The 23,870-nt window shown below is 59.0% G+C and carries 21 protein-coding genes; 14 read left to right on the top strand and 7 right to left on the bottom strand.

From position 1 onward, the window contains the following. Positions 1 to 207: 207 nt before the first annotated feature. Positions 208 to 585 (top strand): DUF805 domain-containing protein, encoded by a 378-nt coding sequence (locus AC3A5Z_RS13785; RefSeq protein WP_487519917.1) that lies wholly within the window; start codon positions 208 to 210, stop codon positions 583 to 585. A 10-nt stretch (positions 586 to 595) separates the two neighbouring features. Here the strand turns inward: AC3A5Z_RS13785 and AC3A5Z_RS13780 are convergent, their stop codons facing one another. Next, positions 596 to 1,492: a tyrosine-type recombinase/integrase gene (locus tag AC3A5Z_RS13780; RefSeq protein WP_487519916.1), complete on the bottom strand. Its 897-nt coding sequence runs from the start codon at positions 1,490 to 1,492 to the stop codon at positions 596 to 598. Between the two features lie 51 nt (positions 1,493 to 1,543). Between AC3A5Z_RS13780 and AC3A5Z_RS13775 the strand changes: the two genes are divergently transcribed. Together AC3A5Z_RS13775 and AC3A5Z_RS13770 are read left to right on the top strand one after the other, a co-directional pair. Beyond that, positions 1,544 to 1,801 carry a helix-turn-helix domain-containing protein gene (locus AC3A5Z_RS13775; protein WP_487519915.1) on the top strand — a complete coding sequence of 86 codons (258 nt, stop codon included), beginning with the start codon at positions 1,544 to 1,546 and terminating at the stop codon, positions 1,799 to 1,801. 422 nt (positions 1,802 to 2,223) lie between these two features. After that, positions 2,224 to 3,732, top strand: coding sequence for a sensor histidine kinase (locus AC3A5Z_RS13770; protein WP_487519914.1), 1,509 nt, complete (start codon positions 2,224 to 2,226; stop codon positions 3,730 to 3,732). A gap of 71 nt (positions 3,733 to 3,803) precedes the next feature. On the opposite strand, the gene AC3A5Z_RS13765 is transcribed toward AC3A5Z_RS13770, so the two are convergent. Beyond that, positions 3,804 to 4,013, bottom strand: coding sequence for a tyrosine-type recombinase/integrase (locus tag AC3A5Z_RS13765; protein ID WP_487519913.1), 210 nt, complete (start codon positions 4,011 to 4,013; stop codon positions 3,804 to 3,806). Between the two features lie 430 nt (positions 4,014 to 4,443). On the opposite strand from AC3A5Z_RS13765, the gene AC3A5Z_RS13760 reads away from it, so the two are divergent. Next, the gene (locus tag AC3A5Z_RS13760) at positions 4,444 to 4,608 is read left to right on the top strand and encodes a hypothetical protein (RefSeq protein ID WP_487519912.1); all 165 of its coding nucleotides are present in this window, start codon (positions 4,444 to 4,446) and stop codon (positions 4,606 to 4,608) included. Between the two features lie 220 nt (positions 4,609 to 4,828). On the opposite strand, the gene AC3A5Z_RS13755 is transcribed toward AC3A5Z_RS13760, so the two are convergent. The 3 genes from AC3A5Z_RS13755 to AC3A5Z_RS13745 are packed head-to-tail and all read right to left on the bottom strand — an operon-like array spanning position 4,829 to position 6,968. After that, positions 4,829 to 5,713: a hypothetical protein gene (locus AC3A5Z_RS13755; protein ID WP_487519911.1), complete on the bottom strand. Its 885-nt coding sequence runs from the start codon at positions 5,711 to 5,713 to the stop codon at positions 4,829 to 4,831. After that, positions 5,710 to 5,976, bottom strand: a complete 267-nt coding sequence (locus AC3A5Z_RS13750) for an acyl carrier protein (protein WP_487519910.1) — start codon at positions 5,974 to 5,976, stop codon at positions 5,710 to 5,712. Before AC3A5Z_RS13750 ends, AC3A5Z_RS13755 begins: the two co-directional genes overlap by 4 nt. Beyond that, on the bottom strand, positions 5,973 to 6,968 hold the full coding sequence (locus tag AC3A5Z_RS13745) for a hypothetical protein (RefSeq protein WP_487519909.1): 996 nt from the start codon (positions 6,966 to 6,968) through the stop codon (positions 5,973 to 5,975). The genes AC3A5Z_RS13750 and AC3A5Z_RS13745 overlap by 4 nt, the downstream gene beginning before the upstream one ends. Positions 6,969 to 8,292: 1,324 nt before the next feature. On the opposite strand from AC3A5Z_RS13745, the gene AC3A5Z_RS13740 reads away from it, so the two are divergent. From AC3A5Z_RS13740 to AC3A5Z_RS13725, 4 genes are all read left to right on the top strand, one after another. Further along, positions 8,293 to 8,856, top strand: a complete 564-nt coding sequence (locus AC3A5Z_RS13740; protein ID WP_487519908.1) for a hypothetical protein — start codon at positions 8,293 to 8,295, stop codon at positions 8,854 to 8,856. A gap of 4 nt (positions 8,857 to 8,860) precedes the next feature. Continuing rightward, on the top strand, positions 8,861 to 9,268 hold the full coding sequence (locus AC3A5Z_RS13735; protein WP_487519907.1) for a hypothetical protein: 408 nt from the start codon (positions 8,861 to 8,863) through the stop codon (positions 9,266 to 9,268). Continuing rightward, positions 9,265 to 9,885, top strand: a complete 621-nt coding sequence (locus tag AC3A5Z_RS13730) for a terminase small subunit (protein WP_487519906.1) — start codon at positions 9,265 to 9,267, stop codon at positions 9,883 to 9,885. Before AC3A5Z_RS13735 ends, AC3A5Z_RS13730 begins: the two co-directional genes overlap by 4 nt. A 279-nt stretch (positions 9,886 to 10,164) precedes the next feature. Beyond that, a protein-coding gene (locus tag AC3A5Z_RS13725) for an IS5 family transposase (protein ID WP_487519905.1) occupies positions 10,165 to 10,922 on the top strand; the annotation gives its coding sequence in 2 pieces (ribosomal slippage) (positions 10,165 to 10,489 and positions 10,489 to 10,922; 759 coding nt in all). 43 nt (positions 10,923 to 10,965) lie between these two features. On the opposite strand, the gene AC3A5Z_RS13720 is transcribed toward AC3A5Z_RS13725, so the two are convergent. After that, positions 10,966 to 13,143, bottom strand: a complete 2,178-nt coding sequence (locus AC3A5Z_RS13720; RefSeq protein ID WP_487519904.1) for a putative bifunctional diguanylate cyclase/phosphodiesterase — start codon at positions 13,141 to 13,143, stop codon at positions 10,966 to 10,968. Between the two features lie 813 nt (positions 13,144 to 13,956). Between AC3A5Z_RS13720 and AC3A5Z_RS13715 the strand changes: the two genes are divergently transcribed. From AC3A5Z_RS13715 to AC3A5Z_RS13705, 3 genes are read left to right on the top strand one after another with little or no spacing between them, the layout of a single operon-like run. Next, positions 13,957 to 14,415 carry a (2Fe-2S)-binding protein gene (locus AC3A5Z_RS13715; RefSeq protein ID WP_487519903.1) on the top strand — a complete coding sequence of 153 codons (459 nt, stop codon included), beginning with the start codon at positions 13,957 to 13,959 and terminating at the stop codon, positions 14,413 to 14,415. Further along, a complete protein-coding gene (locus AC3A5Z_RS13710) occupies positions 14,415 to 16,700 on the top strand; it encodes a xanthine dehydrogenase family protein molybdopterin-binding subunit (RefSeq protein WP_487519902.1) in 2,286 nt (761 codons plus the stop codon). The genes AC3A5Z_RS13715 and AC3A5Z_RS13710 overlap by 1 nt, the downstream gene beginning before the upstream one ends. A gap of 10 nt (positions 16,701 to 16,710) precedes the next feature. Beyond that, a complete protein-coding gene (locus tag AC3A5Z_RS13705) occupies positions 16,711 to 17,106 on the top strand; it encodes a hypothetical protein (RefSeq protein WP_487519901.1) in 396 nt (131 codons plus the stop codon). A 198-nt stretch (positions 17,107 to 17,304) separates the two neighbouring features. On the opposite strand, the gene AC3A5Z_RS13700 is transcribed toward AC3A5Z_RS13705, so the two are convergent. Then, on the bottom strand, positions 17,305 to 20,868 hold the full coding sequence (locus tag AC3A5Z_RS13700) for a sensor domain-containing protein (RefSeq protein WP_487519900.1): 3,564 nt from the start codon (positions 20,866 to 20,868) through the stop codon (positions 17,305 to 17,307). Between the two features lie 188 nt (positions 20,869 to 21,056). On the opposite strand from AC3A5Z_RS13700, the gene AC3A5Z_RS13695 reads away from it, so the two are divergent. The 3 genes from AC3A5Z_RS13695 to AC3A5Z_RS13685 all read left to right on the top strand — a co-directional run bounded on the left by AC3A5Z_RS13695 (position 21,057) and on the right by AC3A5Z_RS13685 (position 22,827). Beyond that, the gene (locus AC3A5Z_RS13695; RefSeq protein ID WP_487519899.1) at positions 21,057 to 21,818 is read left to right on the top strand and encodes an EAL domain-containing protein; all 762 of its coding nucleotides are present in this window, start codon (positions 21,057 to 21,059) and stop codon (positions 21,816 to 21,818) included. 84 nt (positions 21,819 to 21,902) lie between these two features. Continuing rightward, positions 21,903 to 22,133, top strand: a complete 231-nt coding sequence (locus AC3A5Z_RS13690) for a hypothetical protein (protein ID WP_487519898.1) — start codon at positions 21,903 to 21,905, stop codon at positions 22,131 to 22,133. After that, positions 22,117 to 22,827 carry a GGDEF domain-containing protein gene (locus tag AC3A5Z_RS13685; RefSeq protein ID WP_487519897.1) on the top strand — a complete coding sequence of 237 codons (711 nt, stop codon included), beginning with the start codon at positions 22,117 to 22,119 and terminating at the stop codon, positions 22,825 to 22,827. Before AC3A5Z_RS13690 ends, AC3A5Z_RS13685 begins: the two co-directional genes overlap by 17 nt. The last annotated feature ends 1,043 nt before the right edge of the window (positions 22,828 to 23,870 follow it).

Genomic DNA, 23,870 nt, shown 5'->3' with positions numbered 1-23,870 from the left:
CCGACACCGAATCTGCGTTTCTCAGACGCACCTTCAGTTGGCCTCCCTTTGTGCCTAAAGCTTCTGCTGCTCATGCAACCTGCCAGAAAAGCGACCTATGATCACCTCGGCATTCAAGTAAGGATAGCGGAAAAACCCTTTCTTCGCATAAACATATCATTCCTCTGGTATGTACCGTCTGAAGACGACAGCTGATGGAATGCCACGATGGACCTAGCTACCAGGCTAAGACGCCAACTCGAAATGGGGCGGCACTTTAGCGGGAGGGCGAGCCACGCTGACTTCTGGCGTTTCCTGCTGCTCGTTGGCGTTTCGCTCGCGGTGGCGGCAATTGTTGACGCGCTCGTCTTCCCAAACCTTGGGATCTGGCTCATCTGCCCGCTCTCGACCCTCGTTGCGATCGCGCTGCTGCTCCCCTCGCTGGCCATCAGCGCGCGCCGGCTGCACGATGTCGGGCGGTCGGGCAGCTGGCTCTTCGTGGCGCTCATCCCCGGTATCGGGCTTCTTCTCCTGATCTGGTGGTTCCTGCTCGAGAGCGAGCCGCGCACCAACCGCTACGGACGCGATCCTCTTGACGTCGCCTGACCGTCACCCGTCAGGTCCAGACGTTCTGCTCGGCATCCTGCAGATAGCGTGACAGCACCTCGACCGATTTCCAGCCACCGGCGCGCATGATGGCCGCAGTGTCATGGCCGTTGCGCAGAAGATCCTGCGCGGCGCCTACCCGCAGGCTGTGTCCTGAGAAGGCCAGCACGGTTTCCTCATCGAACCCGGCTTTCTTCGCGGCGGTCTTGATCAGCTCCTTCACTGCAGTCGTGCTCAGACCGCGATCCAACGGGTGCTGCTTGTAGATCGGGCAGAACAGCCAGTCGGTCGCCTCTCCGCGCCATTCGAGCCAAGCCTCCAGATGCTTGCCGCTGCGTCGTGAGCAGAAGGCCGTGCGGCCCTTGCCGAAAGGATCGGCCTTTGACCGCCGGATGACGAAGCGGTAGGTCCCATCGCCCCGCGCCGTCATGTCGGTATCACGCAAGGCCACAAGCTCGGAGCGCCGCGTCAGCAGATCGTAGCCGAGCGACAGCATGGCCCTGTTGCGCAGGCCCCAAGGGCTGTCCGGCTGCCCCGCGATGAACTCGGCGAGGAAGTCGCTGGTCAGCCCTTTGGCCTGCGTGGGCCGGGCGAATTTGGTCCTCCGTATGCGGCGCAGCTCGAGGTTGACCTCTTCGTCGCGCGTCGGATCAGGCAGCCGCATCAGCTGGTGGATCTTCCGGATGCCGTAGCAGCGTCGGTTCAACGTCGACATCGAGAGGCCCGACGCCGCCTGATCCTGGAGGAACTGCGCGAGCAGGCCGGGCGTCGCGGGGAAGGGCTCCTCCCGCTGGGCGGCGCACCACGAGGAGAAGATCTCGATATCGGTGAAGTAGCCCTTGATGGTCGCGGGAGCATAGGCACCCTCGAGACGCGTAATTTCGTCTTTCCAGAAAAGCGACCGCATGTTATGTCCTTGATATGGTCTATATGACCTATATCGTTTCATATGAGCTGAATGTCAATGATCATAAGTGAGCAAATTCGGGCCGCACGGCATGTTTTGCGCTGGAGCATCTCCGATCTGGCCCAAAAGAGCGGTGTCAGCGCCAGCACGATCAAGCGGATCGAGGCGGAGGACGGCGTGCCGAGCTGCACACAGCCGAATCTGCGGGCGCTGCGTCAGAGCCTTGAAGGTTCCGGGATCGAGTTCATCGGCACCCCGGAAGATGCGCCCGGCATCCGCATCCACCCGCGGGCGCAGAAAGCAGAGTGATCTGATTACACTGTGGGGCGGGCTTCGCGAGCCTCGATCGGCGCGATGAGGGCAATGATGCGTTCCGGGGCGATCGTCGTGAGGCGATCAAACGTGGAACTTGTTCTGCTACCGTGAGATGGCGTGCGACCCGTGCGCGCGTTGCAGGTTCGCGAAGGCTCTGAGCGTCTTGATCGTGTCGAAGGTCAATTCAGAACGCTGGGACTTTTGACACAGGCGGCTGTTGTCACGCAACCGCCAGATCTTTGGCATTCCACGCGCCAACGTCCCTGATGAGGTCCTCAGGTGAACCTTCGAACGCGAGATCTCGCGCGGTCGTCCTTCGGGGCGGGTGGACCCACTTGACCCAGAATTTGCCGCATGATCAGATCTCTCGAATGTTTATAATTTTTCAGGCAGATTGTGGTACATAAGACCATATCATGACCAGACCCGACGGGCATCCTCCCAGCACAGTCAAGTTCCTCACTGAAGCCCCGGCACTGGAGGAAGGTCTGCGCTGCAGCGGGAATGGCCTGTGGCGCTGGAAAATTGACAGCGATCAGTTGGAATGGACGCGCAACCTTGAAGAGGTGCACCGCCTTGCGGCTGGCACGTTCGACGGCACCCTATCAAGTTTCCAGCGAGATATTCACCCAGACGACGCCGACGCGGTCTGGCAGAAAATCATGGTGAGTGTCGAGACCGGGACACCCTACCGCGCGGTCTACCGCACGGCTCCACGAGCAGACGAAAGCGAGCTTTGGATCGAGACCGCCGGTGCGGTAACGACGGATACCGACGGCAGCAGGTATCTCACGGGGGTCTGCTTTGACGTCTCTGAACGCGTCAGAAACGAGCTGCAGCTAGTGCGGCGTTTGGCGCAACAGCGCGCCGTTGCGCATTTCGGGACGTTCGCACTGAACGAACGTGACCTCCAGACGGTGCTGGATGAGGCTACGCGCGTGGCTGCCGAGACCCTCGGTGTACCTTTGGCAAAGATCCTCCAGTTCGCCGATGCCGCCGATCATCTTCTGCTCCGGGCGGGAACGGGTTGGAAGGACGGTCTTGTGGGGCACGCTATGGTCGGTATCGACCGTGCCTCGCAGGCAGGGTTCACACTGTTGTCGAAAGATCCGGCAATTGTCAGGGACCTGTTGACCGAGACGCGGTTCAGCGGACCCCAGTTGCTGCACGACTACGAGGTTCGGAGCGGCATCTCCGTGGTTATTCCGGGCATCGATGCCCGGCCTTTCGGCGTTTTCGGAATACACGCGCGCAACCTAAGGGAGTTCGATCAGACTGACGCAGAGTTCTTGGTCACGCTGGCTAATATCGTCGCGGGAGCGACAAGGCAGGTTGCCGCAGCTGATCACCACCTGCTGCTGGTCCGGGAAATGGCGCATCGCGCTGGAAACATGCTTCAGCTCGTGAGCAGCATCGCCCGTCAAACCTTCAGGGCCCAGGCAGATCCCCAAGTAGCACAGGCTTCATTCAATGAACGTCTGAAAGCGCTTGCGCGCGCAAACCATGTGGTGGCGCGCGGGGGGTGGACCTCAACATCCTTCGCGGCGCTCGTCGAAGAAGCGCTCAGGCCTTTTGGCGACCGAGTGAATTCCAAGGGGCGGGACGTACTTCTGCCACCCGAATTCTGCTTTGACATGGGGCTTGTCCTGCACGAACTGGCGACAAATTCGGCGAAGTACGGTGCGCTGGGAGCTGACGAAGGCGCCGTAGATATAGATTGGTCGGTCTGTGCGCACGCACGCGGGGGGCGGGCGTTCTCGTTTAAATGGAGCGATCCGCATTCGACTTTTTCGGGCCCGCCCGAGCGGAGTGGGTTCGGATCGGAACTGATCAACACGCTCGTCGAAAAGAAGTGGGACGGCAATGTAACGCGCGAGGAGTCACCCCACTACTGCATCATCTTGGAGGTTCCTCTGTCCCTTTGACCGGATGTCGCATCTGGCGGACTGGAAATGGTGGCTATCGAGGACAAGACGGCGCACTACGCCCGCGTATTCTACTCCGCCTCCTGCAGATAACGAGACAGTACCTGGACTGACTTCCACCCGCAGGCCCTCATGATCGCGATGGTGTTGTGCCCAGTACGGTAGAGGTCTTGCGCCGACCCAATACCCAAGCTGTGGCTGGAAAAAGCCAGGACTGTCGCTTCGTTGAGGCCTGCCTGAGCGGCTGCAGCCTTTATGAGTTGCTTGACGGCGTTGTGCACAGGTCCGATCTATGGGCTGGCCCTTGTAGATCGAATATAACAACCGTTCGGCTGAATTGCCTCGCCACGTCAGCCGGTGCTTCAAAAGCACGGCGCTTCTTCTTAAGCAGAAGGCTGTGCGGCCTCCGCCGAACGGGTCCGCTATCGATCGCCGAATGACGAAGCGTGAGCTTCCGTTGTGGTGCGGGACCACGGCCTCGTCGCGCAACGCCACGAGCTCGGAGCGCCGCGTCAGCAGGTCGTAGCGAGCGATAGCATGGCCTTGTTGCGCATACCCATGGGTTGTCTAATTGCCCTGCGATGACATCGGCGAGGAAGTCGCTGATCAGCTCCTTGGACTGCGTGTGCCGGGCGAACTTCGTCCACGGTATGCGGCGCAGCTCGAGGTTGACTCTTTTTCCCAACTTGGATCAGGCAGCCGCATCAGCTGGTGGATCTTGCGAATGTCGAGGCGGAGGACGGGGTGCCGAACTGCACACAGCCGAATCTGCCTGCGCTGCATCAGAGCCTCGAAGACTTCGGCATCGAGTTCATCGGCACCCCGGAAGACGCGCCCGGCATCCGCATTCACCCGCGGGTGCAAAGAGCAGAGTAGTCTGATTTTCCTGAGGGCGGGCTACGCTAGCTTTGATCGGCGCGATGAGGGCAATGATGCGTTCCGATGCGATCTTGGTGACGCGATCAAGCGTGGAACTTGTTCTGCTACCGCGAGGCGTGCGACCCGCGCACACTGCGGGTTCGCGAAGGCTCTAAGCGTCTTGGGCGTGTCGAAGGTCAATTCAGAAAGCTGGGACTTTTGACCCAGCCGGTTGTTCTCACGCTACCGCCAGATCCTCGGCATTCCACGCGACAACGTCTCTGATGAGGTCCTCAGGTGAACCTTCGAACGCGAGGGTAAAGAGATCGTTCAGCCGACCCATGGTGGCGATCGTCCATAGGACGCTGTGATCGTTTCGGCCCCACAGCGGCACCAGATGTGCGTTTGCACATTCGGCAGCCTGGAGGGCCGACAGTGTGTCCTGCGGATGCAAGGCGGCAAAGCAGTAGATGGCATCGGTCCTGTTTCGAGCGTCACAGGCGCACAGCGGATCGTAAGCCGGCGCCGACCGATCGCCGCGCAAGAGACGCAGCGTGTCATTGATGGCCCTGCCGCCGAAGGAAAGCCCACGCCGGAGCCCGGCCATTTTTGCAAAGCGCACCGCCGGAAGGGCGCCGCTACTCGTGCCCAGAGCAATGACATCCTCGTATGCAGATGTCAGGGGCGCGGCAGTGCGGGGCAGGTTGGTGAGGTCGCACGTCCCGTCCCATATTCCGGTCCGGTAATGGCTGTTCTGCATGTCCAAGAGGAGGAGGAGATCGGCTTCGGGCGGCAGTGCCTGCATGAAGATCGGCAGGGGCATCATCATCCGCCTCGCTGCGCCGGTAAAGCCGACCAGCAGACGCCGCCGCCGTGTTCCAGGCCGCACGTAGAGCCGCGCGAACTTCATCTCGACGTCGAGACGCAGCTCGGAGACACTGGTGGCTCCTCTTAAGTTCTTTGAGGAATGGGAGTCGGCGAGCTGGTCCACGAAGAGGGCATCACCCGCCGCAGCCGCCGCTCGCTCCGCTTCAAGAAACTCGAGCGGCGTCGATTTTGTCTCCAAGACCCGGACCTTTGCCTGAGCGGCATGAAGTCGTTGCAGATCCGTGACCGGGCTCATGCGGCCTGAGACACGGTTTTCGACACCGCCGCGATGAGATCCGACAACGTCTCAGAGGCGAGGACAGCCGCGGGGGCAATCTCTACCTCGAACTCCTCTTCCAGCTGCATGATCACCTCGTAGGCAGACAGGCTGTCAATATCGAGGCTTGCCAAAAGAAAGTCGCCTCCAGAGAGCGCGATAACCGCGAGGTCGGGCCGGTTCATCAGCCCGGTCGTCGTATCGAGCGCAGCAAGAACCGATTGGCGGATGTCCACGGTCATTTCTCCATATCCGTTTGAGAGACCTTCGTGACGAGGAAGGTTGAGGGGATGTCGAACACATCATCTTCTTTACGCAGGAACTGCACCACCTGAAGGCCGAATTGGCATCCGTTGAGCTCGTTCGCGACGACTGCGAAGAATTCGAGCCCCAAAGGTCTGCCGATACAGACGTGCGCGCCTGCCCCGAAAAACCGAAGCCTTTCGGCCTCGGTGCCTTGGCTAAAGCTGTCGAGGCGACATTCGACCAATGCTCCGGCACCGACGGGACAACCGTCCACCTGTGTATCTTCTTGTGAAACGCGGCCGATCACGGCGACGCCCGTATCGGTCGGGACTTTTGGCAGCGGGTGCTTGCAAAACGGCGCCCCTTGCAGGACTGTCAGATGTCGATGCAACGTCAGCCCCAACGTTCCGATCAGGGCATCGCGCCCCATCACCCATTGTCCGACCCGCAGGGCCAGTCGGGTGTCGTCTTCGGCCGGAAAGAGGCTGCGCGCGACCTCGAGTTGCTTGCGAAGCGCGGCATCCAGTGTCCGGCGGGCTGCAACGCCAATGTTGGAGCTGAAGATGTTCGGGAGTGCCGTGCCCTCGGGAGCAAAGCGCGGTAGCCCGGTGACCTCTTCCATGAAAGTGTCAGCAAGATCGCGGATCAGCGCCAACAAGTCGATCTCTCCGCTCGCATCAACGAGCGCCGTGTGGATGCTGTCGCACATCCGCCGCGCGGCGGTTTGCGTCTTCGCGCGACGATCTTCCGCGAGGAAGGATGCGACGTCGCGGCGCAGGGTGGAATGCCGGGTACCGTCGGACCAGAGCGGCAGCTGCCGCATCACCAAGAGGGTGGCCGACAGATCCAGCTTCAACCGCTCGGCCAAGGCGGCGGTGAACTGGATATGCGGGGTTACGCCGAAACTCTCGCTCGACAGCACGTCGAGCGCCGTAGCGTTGCGAGCGACCAGTTGTGGCCGCGCCGGATAGGATCGCGCTGCTGTCATGACCCTCTCCGAATGCCCCCGTCTGAACATTGCCCAATATCGACAGTGCCGCAATAGTGTGACGACGTAACCGAAAAGGGGCACACAGCAGTGCAAAGCGGGTCAGTGTCATTATGCGCACTGGTCGGGCAGGCCGTGCTCCAGCAGCTAAGGGTATCCACAACCGCACAATTATGCTCGCAGCAATCTGTAGTTTATCGAGAGACCTTACCGTTGACGTACGTTTCGCCCGACGGCTTCCGGCGGGGTTTAGGCTGAGAGAGATACCGACGCTCGTGGCGCTGCGGAAGCGACCGAATTTTCGCGGCGGGTGTCCGGGAGCCGGATGGGCTAGGATCCCATGCAGATCCTGCAGGACCTGAAAGCGCGACGAAGGAGTGTGTCGGCCTCGTCGCCTATCGGCTGACCGGCAAAAACTATGCCTCCGCGTGGTAACTGCTGGCTGGCGTCTGCCGATCCGAAGCAGTAGTCGGCCTCGCAGAGCCAACACGCTGCGACAGAGCGCCGCGCCGCAGACTGAAAATCTGCCTCCGCGCCGTTCAGCATGAAGAGCAGAAGGAGGCTTGATCATGAACAAGCTGATACTTCTTGCGACCCAGATGGCTTTCGGCGCAACTTTGGCTCTCGCGCAGGCGCAGCAGCCCAGAGCGATGTTCCTGACCCAGTAGGACGATCATGCCGACGGCCAGGTCACCTTTGGCGAGGCACGCCAGAGGCGGTCGGACATGTTCGAGATGTTCGATCAGGACAGCAACGGCTCCCTGTCGGCAGCGGAGATCGACCGCGTCGCCAGCTTTCGCAGCGAGATGCAGACGGCGGCTCAGGGTGCCATGGGAGCACAACGTCGGGGAATGGGGCAGGGGCGCGGGGGCGGTCTAGGGCAAGGCCGGGGAGCCGGATGGGGCCGCGGGCCAAGCCCTATCGGCGGTGGCTGACCTGCGCCGCTTCGGTGCCAACAATGGCACGCTGACGCAAGCGGAGTTCGTGCAGGGCACGGACGCCTGGTTCGCGATGATGGACCGCAACGGCGACTCCGTCGTCAACGCCAAGTACTTTGGCAGACGTAGGTAGGGATGGGCAGGTGCTGTCGCGGCTTGGCTGCTGGGTTCAACCCGCGCCGCCGCGACAGGTCTGTGCGGATGGGAATCGGCCCCAGCGCTGCTCTGCGATCCATACATCTGCCCGTCCCCTGAAGCAGAAACCAAAAATTTTCCTGTCCACCAAAATGAGCCCGTTGCGCTATCTGCTCCCGACCTGCTAATAATCGAATCACGATGCATAGGATGTGCGTCATGAACTCTTACCCGCTAGGGATGGAAACTTCATGTCTCACTCCAAAATATCGCGCAAATCTGCGCAAAATGTATCGACGCCCCGCCAGCCTGCAGGATCGTCTCTCGCCCCGGATGAATGCCGGGTCAGCGCCGGTCTGATCGAGAGCATCGTGCGCGACCAGATGGATCCGGTCACGCCCTATGAGCAGTGGCGCAGCCGGGAAATCGCAGCCATTGAGCGCGAGATCCACGTAAACCGCGACCGCAAGAACGCGCTCCTGTCCTCCGTCAGCCGTGCAGCGCTCTCGCGTCTGCTTGCCCGCCGGGCCGACGAGCCTGCCATTGCTGGCTTGGGAGAGCCCTACGAGGTCGCCCGCGCCTGGATCGACGGGTCATCTGACCTCCGAGCCAGCACTGAAGCCGCGCTGGAGCAGGCGGGCATCTTCGTCAAGGAGATGGCTGCGGAAGCCTATGCCGCCCAGGCTTTTGCCCTTGCCGAGTTCAGCCGCGAAGCGGGTCAGCTTGAACGCCGCCGCCGTCTCCTCATGAAGGATTTTGAAGAGCTAATGGCTCTGCGTGTCCTCAAGACCGCCCGGCCGATTGGAGAGGCGTGAGCGCATGGCCAGCCCCAAGCAAATCGCGGCCAATCGCCGCAACGCCGCCCGCAGCACCGGTCCGCGCACGGCTGCAGGCAAGGCTAAGGCCGCGAGCAATGCCCGGCGCCACGGCTTCACCGTCCGCGTGCCCGAGGCGGAGGTGGCCGGAATGATGTCCCTGATCCTTGGCGGCATCACGGAGGGTCCGAGCGCACTCACAGAGATCGACTGGGAGGCCACCGCTGAGCTGGCACGCGCCGAATTGGATCTTGCGCGGATCAAACAATTTCAAGCAAATCGTCCGGAGCTGGACGCCGCGCCGGACCCGCTCATACAGCGCTACCGCTCCGAGGCGGAAAGCGGTCGCCGGACGGCCTTCCGCGCTTGGATTGCCACGCTGTCGGATACTCCGCGTGCGGTGGCGCAATGAAGAAGCAATCCCCCAGCAGCATTTCGGAACCTGTGAAACCTCGGGGTTTCCGCTACGATGGCTTGGCGCCGCTGCGTCGGCCCCGGCACGAGGCTTTTGCACAATATTACGTCAGCTCTGGCTTTGACGGCAGCATGGCCGCCCTTTCGGCCGGATACGGCAAGAACGCCGCGCGCGTCTGGCCGCGGCTCATGCGCTGCAAGGCGATGCGGAAGCGCGTTACCAGCCTCGCCTCCGGTCTGAGGCTCCCGGGCAATGACGCTGTCGCTGTACTGAAGGAGATCATCGCGGATGCTTATGTGGATCTGTCGCCCCTGATCCGGCGCGACGCCGGTCCCGGAGAGGTGATTTACAACTTGTCCAAGGCTACGCCACGCCATATTCGGGCGCTGGAATTCATTCAGGAAGTCACGACGACGGGTGGCCGCCAGACTGTCCGTGTCACGATCCGCCAGAGGGACCAGGCCGCTCGCTTCCGCATGATTGCCGCGGAGCTTGGCATCAATGGCCGTGCCGCGTCGGCTCCGCCGCAAAACGATTTCGAAATAGCCTTCCGGCAAATTCTGGGTCGGGGCTCCAAGGCGCCGATTTATGTCGACCCTAGGGGCAACGGATAGTAGCCAACTTCTGCTCTTTGACATCGTTAATCTAATTGGCGCATCAGCGCGCCAACCGACACAATGGAGCAGCTATCTGCGCGTTGCGGACAGGTGGCAGGGTTGTGTCGGAGTCGCATCGGTCACTCTGCCGATGCGGCATGTCTGATTTAAAGCGCCTGCCAGAAGGGTCGAAGTTTCGTTATTTCGAAATTGAATGGCGCCAGCGACGTGCTAGGCTCCAGACCCATTGATTTCAGGATTGTGGCGTGATTCAGGCGCCGCAAGGAGACCTGATCGATGAGCAACCTATACTGGCTGACCGAGGCCCAGATGGAGCGTCTGAAGCCGTTCTTTCCGAAGAGTCATGGCAAACCCCGCGTCGATGATCGGCGCGTCCTCAGCGGCATAATCTTCATCAGTCGCAATGGGTTGCGGTTGTGCGATGCGCCGAAGGAATACGGCCCGGCCAAGACCTTGTATAACCGCTGGAAGCGCTGGAGCGACAACGGGGTCTTCGCCCGGATCATGATGGGCCTGGCCGCCGAACGGGCCGAGCACAAGACGATCATGATCGACGCGACCTATCTCAAGGCGCACCGCACGGCCTCAAGCCTGTGCGTGAAAAAGGGGGGCGCGGACGCCAGATCGGCCGAACCAAGGGCGGCATGAACACCAAGCTTCACGCCGTCGCGGATGCCAAGGGGCGGCCGATCGGGTTCTACATGTCGGCCGGTCAGGTCAGCGATTACACCGGCGCGGCGGCGCTGCTGGGTAGCCTGCCGAAGGCGGGCTGGCTTCTGGCCGACAGGGGCTATGATGCTGATTGGCTCAGAGAAGCTCTGAAAGACAGGGGGATAAAGGTCTGCATCCCCGGCCGGAAGTCCCGCAAGAAGGCCGTCAGATACGACAAGCGGCGCTACAAGCGACGTAACCGCATCGAGATCATGTTCGGCCGCCTGAAGGATTGGAGGCGCGTCGCAACCCGCTACGATCGATGCCCGGAAACGTTCTTCTCAGCGATCATGCTCGCCGCAGCCGTTCTGTTCTGGCTCTGATACGCAATGAGTCTGGAGCCTAGAGGACGGGCCCTCAGACATATCATTCTGCGGCGACTACGGCGCGGCCTTGTGCTGCCGGGGGCAGTCTGGCAAGCCAGCGTTCGCTAAGGCTGATGATTGGCAGGGGCGGGTCAAGATAATACCCTTGGAACAAGTCGCAGCCTAGCATTAGCAGCTGGTTCAAGCTCTCCTTCGTCTCAACCCCTTCACAAACAACAAGCAGATCCAACGCGTGGGCCATGAGTATCATCGAGGAGAGGAGCGCAGCTCCCTCCGGACGGGCGCCGACGTCGGCCACAAAGGAGCGGTCTATTTTAAGCGTGTTAAAGCTAAGCTGGCGCAGGTAGCCGATCGACGAGTAACCGGTGCCGAAATCGTCTAGTGCCGTGGCGAACCCCGCTTTTCGCAGTTCCTTGAGCCGCTGAGCAGCCAGCCTTCTGTCCTCGACGACCATGGCTTCTGTCAGTTCTATCTCGATGCGGGCCGCATCGATCTGCCTCTCTTTAAGCTTTTCTAGCAGCATAGTCATGAAGTCGGGGGCCATGAGCTGCAAAGGTGAAACGTTAAGGCCGACCTTTAGATCAGGATATTTCGACAGGTCGTTGCAGACGATATCGAGCAGCTTGCGCCCAAGCACGACGATCAGGCCCGCTTGCTCTGCCACTGCGATAAAGCGATCGGGTGGAACGACCCCCAGTTGGGGCGAGGTCCAGCGCGCTAGAGCTTCGGCTCGAGCCAATCGGCCGCGTGTATCTACGATCGGTTGATAAACAACAGACAGTTCATCTGTTCGGGCCAGGGCAACACGCAATGCTTTCTCGATCACCGATGCATCGTGCGAAGCTTCTTCGATCACGGCGCTGAATGCCACGGGCTCGCACGTCTTCTGGCGCTTGGCCTCGTACATCGCGAGGTCCGCCTGTCGGATGAGGTCTTCTCCGGACATGGAGTTTTCGATTTGTACGGCATAACCCATCGCCATCCCGATCTGCATTTGGTGGCCCTGAATTCGAAACGGATGCTCCATGGTGCGCTGGACGTCGCGTGCGATTGAGGTGATGCGGGCCATGGCATTCGGGCATTTTAGGACCAACACGAACTCGTCCCCGCCGATACGAGCGAGTAGACAGTTTGGGCCCGCAACGCTTCTAAGGCGCTTTGCCACAACGACAACCACTTCGTCACCCGCAGCATGCCCGATACTGTCGTTGATGCGCTTGAAGCCATTTACATCAAGAAACAGGATAGCTCGTTCTCCAGCCAACGCAGGCGCAGCGAGAGCTTCGTTGAATGCAGCTCGATTGGGCAAGCCGGTCAGCGCATCGGTGAGGGCGGCGCTGGAGGCGCGATGCTTGGCGACGACAAGCTCCTTGGCATTGCGCTTGATCAGCACGATGCCAAACCAAGATAAGCCGGTCATGAGCGCCAGGGCCAGGGCGAGGGGCAGAGCCAAGCGATACAAAAGGTTTGTACTGGGGTGAACGGGAGTCCATGCGAGGTAGGCCACTGGAAGCCCGTCGGCGCCGGGGAGGGGGACCGCCTGCTGGTCTGGTAGCGCCTCCCGGACCACATGGGCGTCACCAATCAGATTTTGCTGGCCGAACCTTGCTACCTCCGCCTTGGTCACGCGCCGCCCCATCAGAATGCGCGGTGTGTTTACGTCCCGCGAAACGAGGTTTGCTACGGCAACCCTTGAGTCTGGTTCAAACCGCGACGCAGCCATCGCGTAGAGCGAACCATCGTACCAAGCAAAGAATTCTGTCCCCTTGTACAGGTTGAGCGGAAGTCGGAGGAGATTTGCCTCGACCTGGCGAAGCAGGACGGGTTCTACCAATCCGCTACGCCCCTCCCGGAGACTGTCGTCATATTTCCAGCCGACATCTTCTTCATAGGGACCGCCCCAGAGCACGACGAGCTGGAAGGAGAACCCGGACACAGCCGAAGATCCAATGTTTTCATAGATCCATGGCATGTCTTTGGCCTGGATCATAGGCACCGCCGCCTCCCACTTAGCGTAGTCGAGCATCAGCATCCCGGTCTGTGAGAGGAGGTTGGCTGCCGCAGTCTGCATCTGCGTGAGGCCGGCCTCATGATCCTGCCGGTCCAGCGCGCTCACAATCCATGCGACAAAGGCGCTGAACGTCAGGACGAACACCAGGAGGGTGCCGATCATCACCCTGGCAATACGATCGGGAAGTTCCTGGTTTGCCATAATCATCGCGAGCCCCTGGAACGTCCCTTTGACCTGAGAAACAGGTAACGGCTAGAGCAAGATTTTGCGTCGAAATTTGGGCAGTGCGAGCTCCTGGCTGTTAATGCGCTGAATGTTTTGGCTCAAGCCAACAGGCTGCGGCATCATCGGAAGTGGGCAAGACTGATGTGTTGAAGCCCGCCACTTACCGCGCGCTCGGCAGCGGAAGGCGGAAACAGCCCTTGCTGCCAGGCCTGCGCCGCGCGAAGCGTCCGCTGAGGCAAGCATTGCCCGAGGCAGCCGGGCATTAGCAGCGAAGCGCGCAAAATGCTCAGCGACGGTGACGATATTGCGGCCCTGTCTCTCTGGCTGTCGCACTGAGAAAACTGAGCGTCGTCGACTACCGCCCGCTGAGTCACCAGCCTGTCGACAGCTGGCGCGCGCGAAGTTGGTCCGCGCGAATGGCGAGTTCTGCAGGCTGGAGCCTTGCCGAGTGAGAGATTTTGCCGGTGCCGCCTTTGCCCGGGTTCATCACGCGACGGTTGTAGGGGGGGCCCGCGAGGATTCGAGCGTGGTGCCGGGATTGAAGTTGTGGGTTCTTTCCTCCTCCGTCACCCGGATGCCACGTTGGGGGCGTCAGGTGCTCAATCATACGCTGGCCTAAGGTCAGCGAAGTATGGCGGCTCGTTCAAATGTCTCAAGGCGCTGATCTTCGGCGCCGCTTGCGTGTCATGTCAGCCGTGCGGAGCAGCCATATCGGAAGCAAGATCAACGGGAACATGGATGACGCTCCGGCGTTCCGTAGCCGGGACCTGCCACCTTTCACGAAAGGAAGCCATCATGATCAGCCTCACCGTCAACGGAGAAGAGCGAAGCTATGATGGCGATCCGGAAATGCCACTCCTGTGGTACCTGCGCGACGAGCTCGGTCTCACCGGGACAAAGTTCGGCTGCGGCATGGCACAGTGCGGAGCCTGTACAATCCACCTTGACGGCGCCCCGACCTTTGCCTGCATCACGCCGGTGTCACTTGCCGAGGGCTCCGAGGTACGCACCATAGAAGGACTTTCGGAGGGCGGAGATCATCCGGTTCAGATTGCCTGGCGCGATTTGAACGTGGCGCAGTGCGGCTACTGTCAGTCGGGGCAAATCATGCAAGCCGCAGCCCTGATCGAGTCCACCCCCGATTTAACCGACGACGACATTTATGCGGTAATGAGCGCGAACCTCTGCCGATGCGGGACCTATCCGCGCATCCGTGCGGCGATCAAGCAAGCCGCCTTGGCGAGGAGCGAGTGATGTCGAACGCTTCGATTCTCAATGTCAGCCGCCGATCCATTCTTCTGGGGCTAGGTGCCGGCAGCCTCATCTTGGCAGTAGGCCTGCCGACACGTGGCTCTGCCCAAGAGGCAGAACTATCGTTCGGCCGCGACGCGATGCCGAACGGCTGGCGCGATGACCCCAGCGTTTTTGTGTCAATCGCAGAAGACGGCAAAGTAACGATCACCATTCATCGCGCCGAGATGGGGCAGGGCGTTCGTACGTCGATCGCCATGGTCGTGGCAGATGAGCTGGAGGCTGACTGGGCAATGGTCGGCGTGACCCAAGCGCCGGGCGATGAGCCGCGATATGGAAACCAGGATACAGACGGTTCTCGCAGCTTGCGGCATTTTTTCGACCCCATGCGAAGGGCGGGAGCTTCGGCGCTGGCTATGTTGAAGCAAGTGGCGGCAGATGAATGGGGCGTGCCTGTTGAAGAGGTGCGTGCAGAAAATCATGTTGTCACGCACGAAGGCTCTGGCCGGTCCGTGGGCTACGGCGCGCTGGCTAAGGCTGCGTCTCAGCTGTCGGTGCCGGATCGCGAGAGCCTTCGTCTGAAGGACCCAGCAGCATTTCGCTATATCGGGACTGACACCGTTGGACTGGTGGACAACGAAGATATCTCTCGGGGGACGACGACCTATGGGATTGACGTGCGTCGCGAGGGCATGTTGTACGCGGTCATTGCGCGCCCCCCGGTCTTCGGCGGCCGTGTTGCGAGCTTCGACGACAGTGCCGCGCTCCAAGTCGCTGGCGTCGAGCGGGTGATCTCAATTGACCCGCCTTCCGTTCCAGCCGAATTCCAGCCGCTTGGCGGCGTCGCCGTGATTGCTCGGAATACTTGGGCCGCGATAAAGGGCCGTGAGGCGCTTTCGATCGAGTGGGATGATGGCCCTCATGCATCCTACTCCTCGGAAGATTATAGGGCTGAACTGGAAGAGGCTGTGAAGTCCGGAAGCGGGAAGCTAATTCTCAACCGCGGCGATGTCGAAGCAGCCTTTAGCGAGGCACCGACCCGCATCGTGGCCGAGTATTACATTCCTCACCTCGCGCAGGCGCCTATGGAGCCCCCAGCAGCGGTGGCCGACGTCCGTGACGGCACCTGTGAGGTTTGGGCATGCGTACAGGCCCCGCAAGTCACGCGCCTGCGGCTGTCAGAGCGGCTGAAGCTACCCGAGGAGAAGGTCACAGTAAACGTGACCTTGCTGGGGGGCGGATTTGGGCGCAAATCAAAGCCCGACTTCGTACTTGAGGCTGCAATTCTCAGTCAAGAAATAGGCTCTCCGGTCAAGCTGACCTGGACGCGTGAGGATGACCTGCATCACAGCTACTATCACACCGTCTCGGTAGAGCGTTTGGAAGCGGGGCTCGACGCGGACGGAAAGCCCCTCGCGTGGCTGCACCGGACCGCGGCACCAACGATCGGATCGATTTTCGCGCCAGATCCCAAGCAAAAGCTCCCGTTCGAGCTTGGAATGGGCCTCACCAACATGCCGTTGGACATCGCGAACGTGCGGGCAGAAAATCCCGAGGCCCCAGCCCATGTCCGCATCGGCTGGTATCGCTCGGTCTCGAACATTCCGCATGCGTTCGCGATCCAGTCATTCATTTCGGAGCTTGCAGAAGCAGCAGGCCGAGACCCGCGTGACTACCTCCTTGAGGTCATCGGGCCCGCCCGGCTGATCGATCCCAGCGAGATCGGGGACGTCTGGAACTATGGAGAGAACCCGGAGCGCTACCCGATTGATACGGGCCGCCTCCGTCGTGTGACCGAGACTGTTGCTGATGCTATTGAGTGGGGACGGCAGATGCCCACGGGCAGTGGACTAGGCCTCGCGTCGCACTACAGCTTCGTCACTTATGTTGCGGTGGCTGCCGAGGTTGAGGTCACTGAAGGCAGCGTCCACATCCCCCGCATCGAAATAGCTATCGACTGCGGGGCAAATGTGAACCCTGACCGCATCAGGTCGCAGATGGAGGGCGCGGTAATCATGGGTGCGGGACAAGCTCTCATGACGGAAATCACCTTTCAGAACGGCCGTGCCCAGCAAGATAACTTCGACACCTATCTCATACCGCGGATGGACACGGCACCGCGCCAGATCAACGTTCATCTGGTATCCTCTGGCGGGTTCGACCAACCGCTCGGGGGGGTAGGGGAGCCGGGCTTGCCGCCAGTTGCTCCGGCCATCGTGAACGCGATCTTCGCTGCCACAGGTAAACGCATTCGCCGGCTCCCTGTTGGTGACCAACTCCAAATGTGAGGATCAGAAGATGACGATTAGGCATGTTTTCCTGTCAGCCGCCCTTACGTTTGCGTCAGGACCCGCATTTGCAAACTGCATAGACCAAATCAGCTTCCTGGAAGAGGTGCTGGATGAGGTATCAAAAATGGCAATATCGGCCTCTTCAGGAGGGCAAGGCGTGGCTGGAGCTCGAGAGGCGCAGGCAATGTCCGAAGGCGACAGTCAAGATCCAGCAATCCCTTATCAGGAAGAACCAGAAGCCGAGGACGCGGTGGAAGAAGCCGAAGAGGCCGGGGATGGTGGCGACAATATCATCCGCGCGCGCGCGGCTTTGGGGGAGGCTCGGGGTTTGGCTGACGCCGGGGATGCAGCCGGGTGTGAGAAGCAGGCCCGGGAGGTCCTTATAGGGCTCATCCAGGATTAGGTATTTCACATGCTCTTCTAACGCGGTGGTGTCTCGGAGGCGCAACACGATTGATGCCTACTATGCTCCGTTTGGGATGCATATAATTGGCAGAAGATAATGAACGCGCCTCCCGTTTTCTGGAGGCCTGCATGCTCATGGCAGCAGAAGACCTTAATCCGCTCATTGCTGACAAAAATGCTGACTTTTTTGAGTGGATCATAAGAACCTGCGACCCTGCCACACCGAAATAAACTGGCCGACCTCAGTGTGGGCCATGGGCCGTGCGAAGAAAAAACCCTGAGCAGTGCTGCAGCCTTCTTTGCGCAAAAACGCCGCCTGTGCCGCGGTTTCAACCCCCTCGGCCACGACTTCAACGCCGAGGTTCTGGCCGAGGCTAAGAACAGCTTTGACGACCGCGGCGTCACTGCCGTCCAGCGCGACGTCTTTGACAAAAGATCGATCGATCTTGATGACGTCCACAGGAAATTCCTTCAGGTGGGACAGGGACGCATACCCTGTTCCGAAGTCATCGAGAGCGATCGTAACGCCGGCGGAGCTGAGCTTGTGCAGCGCCCGTGCCACAAAATCGGATCCATAACCTAAGAAGACGCCTTCGGTTACCTCCACCTCAAGGTATCGCGTGGGCAATTCAGCACGGCTCAGCTCTTCAAGTACACGCTCGGCGTAGTCGTCGCGCCGAAACTCCGCAGAGGACGCGTTAACAGCGATGCGACCTATCTCAGTTCCCGTATCCCTCCACCTCCGGAGATGCTGAAGCACGCAAAACCGGATGCGTTCGCCTATTGCTACACCGAGGTCGGTATTGTCGAAAGCAGGAGAGATTGACTCCGGCGACTGAATTCCGGCGCGCGGATGGTTCCAACGCAGAAGGGCTTCAAAACCGGCTAACTGACCTGACTCAAGGTCAACCTTGGGCTGGTAGTGCGGCACTATCCAATCGAAAGCAACGGCCTGTCCCGCCACCCGGAGGGCTGAAGCTACCTTCTGCTGCTCTTCAAGCATAGACGGGCGAAACATCGTGAACACGCTGCGGCCAGCAGCCTTGCTGGCATAAAGAGCAAGGTCTGCCCGCTTGCTTAAACCGTCCGGCTCTTCGTTCTGCCCTGGCTGCGTCATCGCGCCGCCGATACTGGTGCGGCAGTCCAGCGCATTTCCGGCGAACGAAAGCGGTTGATGCATGTGCTCCAATATGTCTCTTGCGGCTCTCGAAAGGTCAGTTTCATCGACCACGTTGGGTAGGAGGACAGAGAACTCATCTCCGCCAAGGCGCGCGATCAAGCCACGATCGCCTACAGCCTGGCGCAGGCGTTCGGCAAAGGCTTTAAGAAGTGCGTCGCCGGTGTCATGTCCGAACCTGTCGTTGATCTGCTTGAAGTGATCCACATCCATTGCCAAAAGACCAACCGGACGCTGTGCAGCTGAAGCTTCATCGAACGCGGCCTTGATCTTCGCCTGAAACAGCCTCCGGTTTGATAGACCAGTCAATTCATCATGATGTGCAGCCCATCGCATCCGCTCTTCTGTTTGCTTTCGTTCAGTGATGTCGCGAGAAATGCCGATAACGCCGATAATTCCGCTGCTGTTGCGCCATGGTGCTTTAACGGTATGATAAAAGCGGTCTCTGTTGTGCGTAAGTGCTTCCTCAATACTCACCTGATTTCCAGTTGTCATGACGTATTGATCAGAATCGCGAAACGTCTCCGCCTCTTGCGGAAACAGCTCCTGATCGACCTTCCCTACAACCTCCAGTCCACCGAATTTCTTGTTCGCGAACATGTATCGTCCGCCAGCGTCCTTGACGAAGATCAGGTCGTCTACACTGTCAATCACGTCTTGAAGAAGGTTGTGCACTTCGCGAGCGCGGGTCTCTGCTTCCTTTCGCGCCGTGATATCTTCCGCGATAGTAATGGTTTCTCCGAAGATTCCTGCTTCGTCAGGAACAAAAGATATGTTGACATTGCACCAGACGATAGAACCATCCGGACGAACATATCGTTTTTCTAGCCGAAGAGGTTCGCCGGTACGATAATGCTCTTCGAGTAAAATATTTTGCCAAGCTGCATCGTCCGGATGCGTGAATTGGATGAGAGATATGCCATCGAGTGCCTCTCGTGACCTGCCTAAAATCTGGCAATATCGATCATTTACCATAATTATCCGGTTGGTCGGATCATGGTGAAGAATACCAACCGAAGTCGAGTTAAAGATTGTTTGTAACTGTCCTTCACGCTCCTGCAGAGCCAGTGCAGCTAGCTTGTGCTCATGAATATCCTCAGACGCACCATACCAGCGAATTATGGTGCCTACCTCGTCATATCGGGGAGCAGCACGACTCCTGAACCATCGGTACTGCCCGCTGGCCGTCCGAAGTCGAAACTCGAAGTCGGCCAGTGCTCCACTTGCCAGAACGACTTGCCAGCGCGTAGCCGTTGGCGCAGCGTCGTCGGGATGCAATGCGTCACTCCACCCTCGCCCTAGAGCCTCTTCACGCGAAATTCCCGTAAGTTCGCACCACCGCGAGGAGAGATCTATTATGTTACCCTGAGGGTCAGCCAACCAGCGGATGCTCGGGTCGAGCTCAACTGAATAGCGGTAGTGCTCTTCGCTCTCGCGCAAGGCAGCTTCAATCTGGCGCCGCTCGGTAATATCAAGGCAAGAGCCAACGTAGCCTTGAAAGGTACGGTCGATAGTAAAACGCGGCTCTGCAATATCAAGGACCCAAGCCCATGTTCCGTCTGCGCGGCGAAGTCGGTACTCCACCTGAAAGGCAGTTTGGCGTTCACGAGCAGTTTCAAAATTTTGTCCCACTCTCGACCTATCGTCAGGATGGACGGTCTCCAACCAGCTATGGCCAAGAGCTTCGTCATATTTTTGACCGGTGACTGTTAGCCACAACTTATTAACGAAGGTCGTGACACCTTCTGCATCGGTCATCCATATCATCACTGGAACGCCGTCCGCCATCACGCGGAAGCGCTGTTCGCTTTCCCGGAGCTCAACCTCGGCACGCCGGACCTCTGTGATATCTAGGAGGCTGACCATCAAGACCGGTTCTGCATCGAATAGACCCGGAACACTGAGGGAGCGCTTACGGGTCTTTACAATTCGTGTGTTTCCCTCTGAAAGCGTGAGCTCCTCTTCGAAATCGGTTTCCTGCCCAGTGGCCATTACCAGATCATCAGCGGCAAAGTAGGCTTGCGCGTGCTCTGCAGGAAAAAGGTCTGCATCGCAACATCCCAGCAGTTCATCGCGTGTTCGCCCCAGAAGGATACACATCGCGTCGTTGACGAAAATATAACGACGGTTTTGGTCCTTCAGCAGAAGCGGATCAGGCAAGCCATTGAGCAAGCGCTCCAACGGCCCTGATTCGCTCTTGCAGGCAGTAGCTCCCGGCGTTCCGGTTAAAGCCAATTCAGGTTCCTCGAGTGTGACGGAAGGAAAGTTGATCGCGACGAACTGCTCTGTGCCATGGCGTGACGTAATTCTCTTGAGTGTGACAGGGGTGCCGGTGCTGCGAATGAGCGAATAGTACGCGCGCAACCTCTTTCTAACGAGGAACCGGGAGCGAAACCAGTCTCCCGTAGGTTGAGGGCTGAACAGGTGGCTCGACAGCTGGTGTTCTTCTTCTTCTTCTTTCTGGCGCGGGACTTCGTCGGCGAAATCCTCTACAGGCGGCCGTTGCCAACTGCGGAACGGCGTAATGGGTTGGTCAGTGGGCAGAAAACAGGAAGGAGTACATGCTGTAGCCGTCTTGCTCAAAGATAGCCTGCTGGAAGGAGCTTCGTACTTGGGTGAGACTTCACGAGCTCAATATGTCAGCCGCCCCAAGTGTCATGTGAACCTGAGGTTGTGCTACAGGCCGATTCGTGCCAAGCAGCATCCTGCTAAGGATGGGGCTTTGGCGCACGGAATCGAGCAAAGTTCTGACAAGGCAGAAGGCAATTGGTATGAGCAACGGATGCGCGGGTTGCCGCAACGGGCTGGCGTTTAATAGCGCTTTTTCTATGGCGTTTCAGCCAATTGTGGACCTTGGCGCGGGCAGAACTTACGCGCAAGAAGCTCTCGCGCGTGGACCCAATGGCGAGCCTGCCGGAACAGTCCTTTCCCAAGTCACTTCTGAAAATCGGTACGGGTTCGATCAGGCTTGTCGCGTCTTGGCGATTGAAAAAGCCGCGGCGCTTGGCATGCGCGATACCGAGGCGCTATTGTCGATCAACTTCATGCCTAATGCGGTATACGAACCGAGGGCCTGCATCCGCCAAACCATTGCAGCAGCTGAGAAGGCAGGGTTTCCTCCGCAGCGACTGATCTTCGAATTCACTGAAGATGAAATAATTGAGCCCCCGCACCTTCTGCACATTCTGACCGCTTACCGCGAGATCGGATTTCTGACTGCGATCGATGATTTCGGTTCAGGCTATGCTGGACTTTCTCTGTTGTCTAAGCTGCAACCGGATATAGTGAAAGTCGATATGGAGTTGATCCGGGGCATCGATAGGGACCGGGTGAAGCAGGTGATGCTGAAGCACCTTTTAGGAATGCTCAATGACCTAGGGGTAAGGGTTGTTTGCGAGGGGATCGAAACCGTCCAAGAGCTCCAAGTGGTCTTGGATATGGGCGTTGAACTGGTCCAGGGTTTCCTGCTCGCCAAACCCGCATTCGAAGCTTTGGTTGAGCCCGATCTTTCAGGTATTCGGAATACGTTGTGACTGGAGAGGCAGAACATACCTTTTAACTATTGCCTCCAATTTAGCGACCGAAAGATATTCAGTCGAGGGAGCTAGGGCCGGGCGATGAAGCAGTCAAAATCAGAAGGCGGGATTTCTTCAGAATTCGAAGCTCTACTTGATTTGCTTTGGCAGACCCCGGATCTTGTCGCGGTGTTTGATAGCACTGATCGGCTTCAGGTGGCCAATCCTGCTTATTGTGCGGCTTATTGCTGCAATGCTGCTCAGCAGCCTTTTTGGCAAGACATTATGCGAGCCAACCACGCCAACAAGCGGTCCAGTGATCGAGACTCTTGATATTGAGGGGTGGTTGACCATCGCAAGTGCGCGGCGTTTCGCAGTCCCCTATCGAGCATTCGAAGCTGGTCTGCATAGCGGCCAATGGATCTGGATTACGGAGACTGTGGCGCCGACCGGGCATATGCTGTTTCATGCTTCCGAGATTTCATCGCTGCGGAGCGAAAGCCGCTTTCTGCGATTGGAGCGCGATGCGGCGCGTAGAGCGTCTTGGACAGATGCACTGACCGGCGTGCCCAACCGGCGGTATGTCATGGACCGCTTGGAAGAGTGGTTCGAGAGGCAGTGTCATCAAGCAGAATTCGGATGTCATTCGCTATCGGTACTGGATCTGGACAACTTCAAGATGATTAACGACAAGCATGGCCATGATTGTGGTGACTCCGTCTTGATATCTTTTTGCAGGGATGTAGTTAGTGTCATTCAGCCGTTTGATCTATTTGGGCGTATTGGCGGCGAGGAGGTTCTCTTTTTAATGCCAAATTGTACATTAGATGTTGCCCGCAGCCGTCTTAACTCTCTTCAAGAGATAATCGGCAAGACTGCTCTTCCTGGACGCCTGAACACGCAATATACTTTTTCGGCCGGGCTCGTTCCCGTCGGTCCTAGCAGAGACATTCATGAGCACATCCGGTTGGCAGACAGATTACTTTACGGCGCCAAAAGCAGCGGGCGCGCACGGGTGCACGGATAACACACCACTGCATGGCGGTTTCGCTTGAGCCGAGATAGGAACGCTCGGCCTTGTTGAGGTGGCTGGCGTTCCGAAAGGATGCTGGCATAATGAGGCTTGGCTGAGGACACGGCTTCAGCAACAGAGGCTTAGATTTGGCCAACTAAAGGGTCGCTGAAGGGCGGGAGGTTGCAGGAGTGTTCAAGTTGTACGCTTTTAAGTCTCGCTGACGATTGTGACGGACTGAATGCAAAGAATGGGCGGCGCGTTTTGCGCTGAGGCCGACGCGGCTGTGCGCTGCAATTGCAACATTTACTGGCGCCGGATGATGTGTTGCTCGGTTATCCAATTTTTCCGTTGCGCTTCCGAGGTCCGTGCTGATAGTCAACCCTTAGCTGCGAGAGCGGTCGACCCATAGGATGTGTGTCATGAACTTTTGCCCCCACCAAAGGGTCTATTCATGCTATACGTCACATCGATCTTCGGCGGCATCATCCTACGCTCCGATAAACGGCAGCGGTCTCCCTTCCTGAGTTCCTCTGAGCGCTGTCGTTCTTTCATCGGCATGAATGACAACAACGCTTCTTGCGACGAGGGGTGCTCCACGCGGAGCGTGCCAAGTCTGGTCGTGGGAGGGGACGCGCAGCGCGGCATCCCAACTCAGGGGCCAGAGCCTCCTTGATCTGTCGGACGCAGTGGAATCCAGCGTTTTCGATCGCCAAGCGGCGATGGCGGCCGCAGTGCCAGACCCTATGTCGGACCAAAGCGCGCGCACTACATTCCCGACCTGTGCTTGAAGGCGCGAGCTTGGCGCCATGAATGACCGCGACAGTATGATGGCGGGACCACGACCGGTCCCTGGCTCTTTGACATCGTTAATAGATCCTGTGCGGTGGCGATGCTCACGATCAAAAAATGTGCTCTGACAGGTCATCCTTTTCTTCCTAGGGAACGGACCGCGACGCGCCGTCATCTTTTACTCAAGAATCTCGATAGACTTACTTAAGAAGGATCTTCCCAGGTCGCGTTGGGAAAACCTGCCTGAGAGGTAGATCGGAAACCCC

It is taken from the genome of Cereibacter sp. Soil_C_27, assembly GCF_057657095.1.
Note: the sequence above shows the minus strand (reverse complement) of the source record. Positions and strands in the feature narration are given on the sequence as shown.

What these genes read in the sequence shown, in the direction of transcription:
- AC3A5Z_RS13730 (WP_487519906.1), top strand. Translation starts at nt 9,265, where the DNA reads ATGAAGAAGCAATCCCCCAGCAGCATTTCGGAACCTGTGAAACCTCGG.
- AC3A5Z_RS13715 (WP_487519903.1), top strand. Translation starts at nt 13,957, where the DNA reads ATGATCAGCCTCACCGTCAACGGAGAAGAGCGAAGCTATGATGGCGAT.
- AC3A5Z_RS13705 (WP_487519901.1), top strand. Translation starts at nt 16,711, where the DNA reads ATGACGATTAGGCATGTTTTCCTGTCAGCCGCCCTTACGTTTGCGTCA.
- AC3A5Z_RS13780 (WP_487519916.1), bottom strand. Translation starts at nt 1,492, where the DNA reads ATGCGGTCGCTTTTCTGGAAAGACGAAATTACGCGTCTCGAGGGTGCC.
- AC3A5Z_RS13785 (WP_487519917.1), top strand. Translation starts at nt 208, where the DNA reads ATGGACCTAGCTACCAGGCTAAGACGCCAACTCGAAATGGGGCGGCAC.
- AC3A5Z_RS13750 (WP_487519910.1), bottom strand. Translation starts at nt 5,976, where the DNA reads ATGACCGTGGACATCCGCCAATCGGTTCTTGCTGCGCTCGATACGACG.
- AC3A5Z_RS13695 (WP_487519899.1), top strand. Translation starts at nt 21,057, where the DNA reads ATGAGCAACGGATGCGCGGGTTGCCGCAACGGGCTGGCGTTTAATAGC.
- AC3A5Z_RS13775 (WP_487519915.1), top strand. Translation starts at nt 1,544, where the DNA reads ATGTCAATGATCATAAGTGAGCAAATTCGGGCCGCACGGCATGTTTTG.
- AC3A5Z_RS13755 (WP_487519911.1), bottom strand. Translation starts at nt 5,713, where the DNA reads ATGAGCCCGGTCACGGATCTGCAACGACTTCATGCCGCTCAGGCAAAG.
- AC3A5Z_RS13720 (WP_487519904.1), bottom strand. Translation starts at nt 13,143, where the DNA reads ATGATTATGGCAAACCAGGAACTTCCCGATCGTATTGCCAGGGTGATG.
- AC3A5Z_RS13740 (WP_487519908.1), top strand. Translation starts at nt 8,293, where the DNA reads ATGTCTCACTCCAAAATATCGCGCAAATCTGCGCAAAATGTATCGACG.
- AC3A5Z_RS13770 (WP_487519914.1), top strand. Translation starts at nt 2,224, where the DNA reads ATGACCAGACCCGACGGGCATCCTCCCAGCACAGTCAAGTTCCTCACT.
- AC3A5Z_RS13710 (WP_487519902.1), top strand. Translation starts at nt 14,415, where the DNA reads ATGTCGAACGCTTCGATTCTCAATGTCAGCCGCCGATCCATTCTTCTG.
- AC3A5Z_RS13745 (WP_487519909.1), bottom strand. Translation starts at nt 6,968, where the DNA reads ATGACAGCAGCGCGATCCTATCCGGCGCGGCCACAACTGGTCGCTCGC.
- AC3A5Z_RS13690 (WP_487519898.1), top strand. Translation starts at nt 21,903, where the DNA reads ATGAAGCAGTCAAAATCAGAAGGCGGGATTTCTTCAGAATTCGAAGCT.
- AC3A5Z_RS13735 (WP_487519907.1), top strand. Translation starts at nt 8,861, where the DNA reads ATGGCCAGCCCCAAGCAAATCGCGGCCAATCGCCGCAACGCCGCCCGC.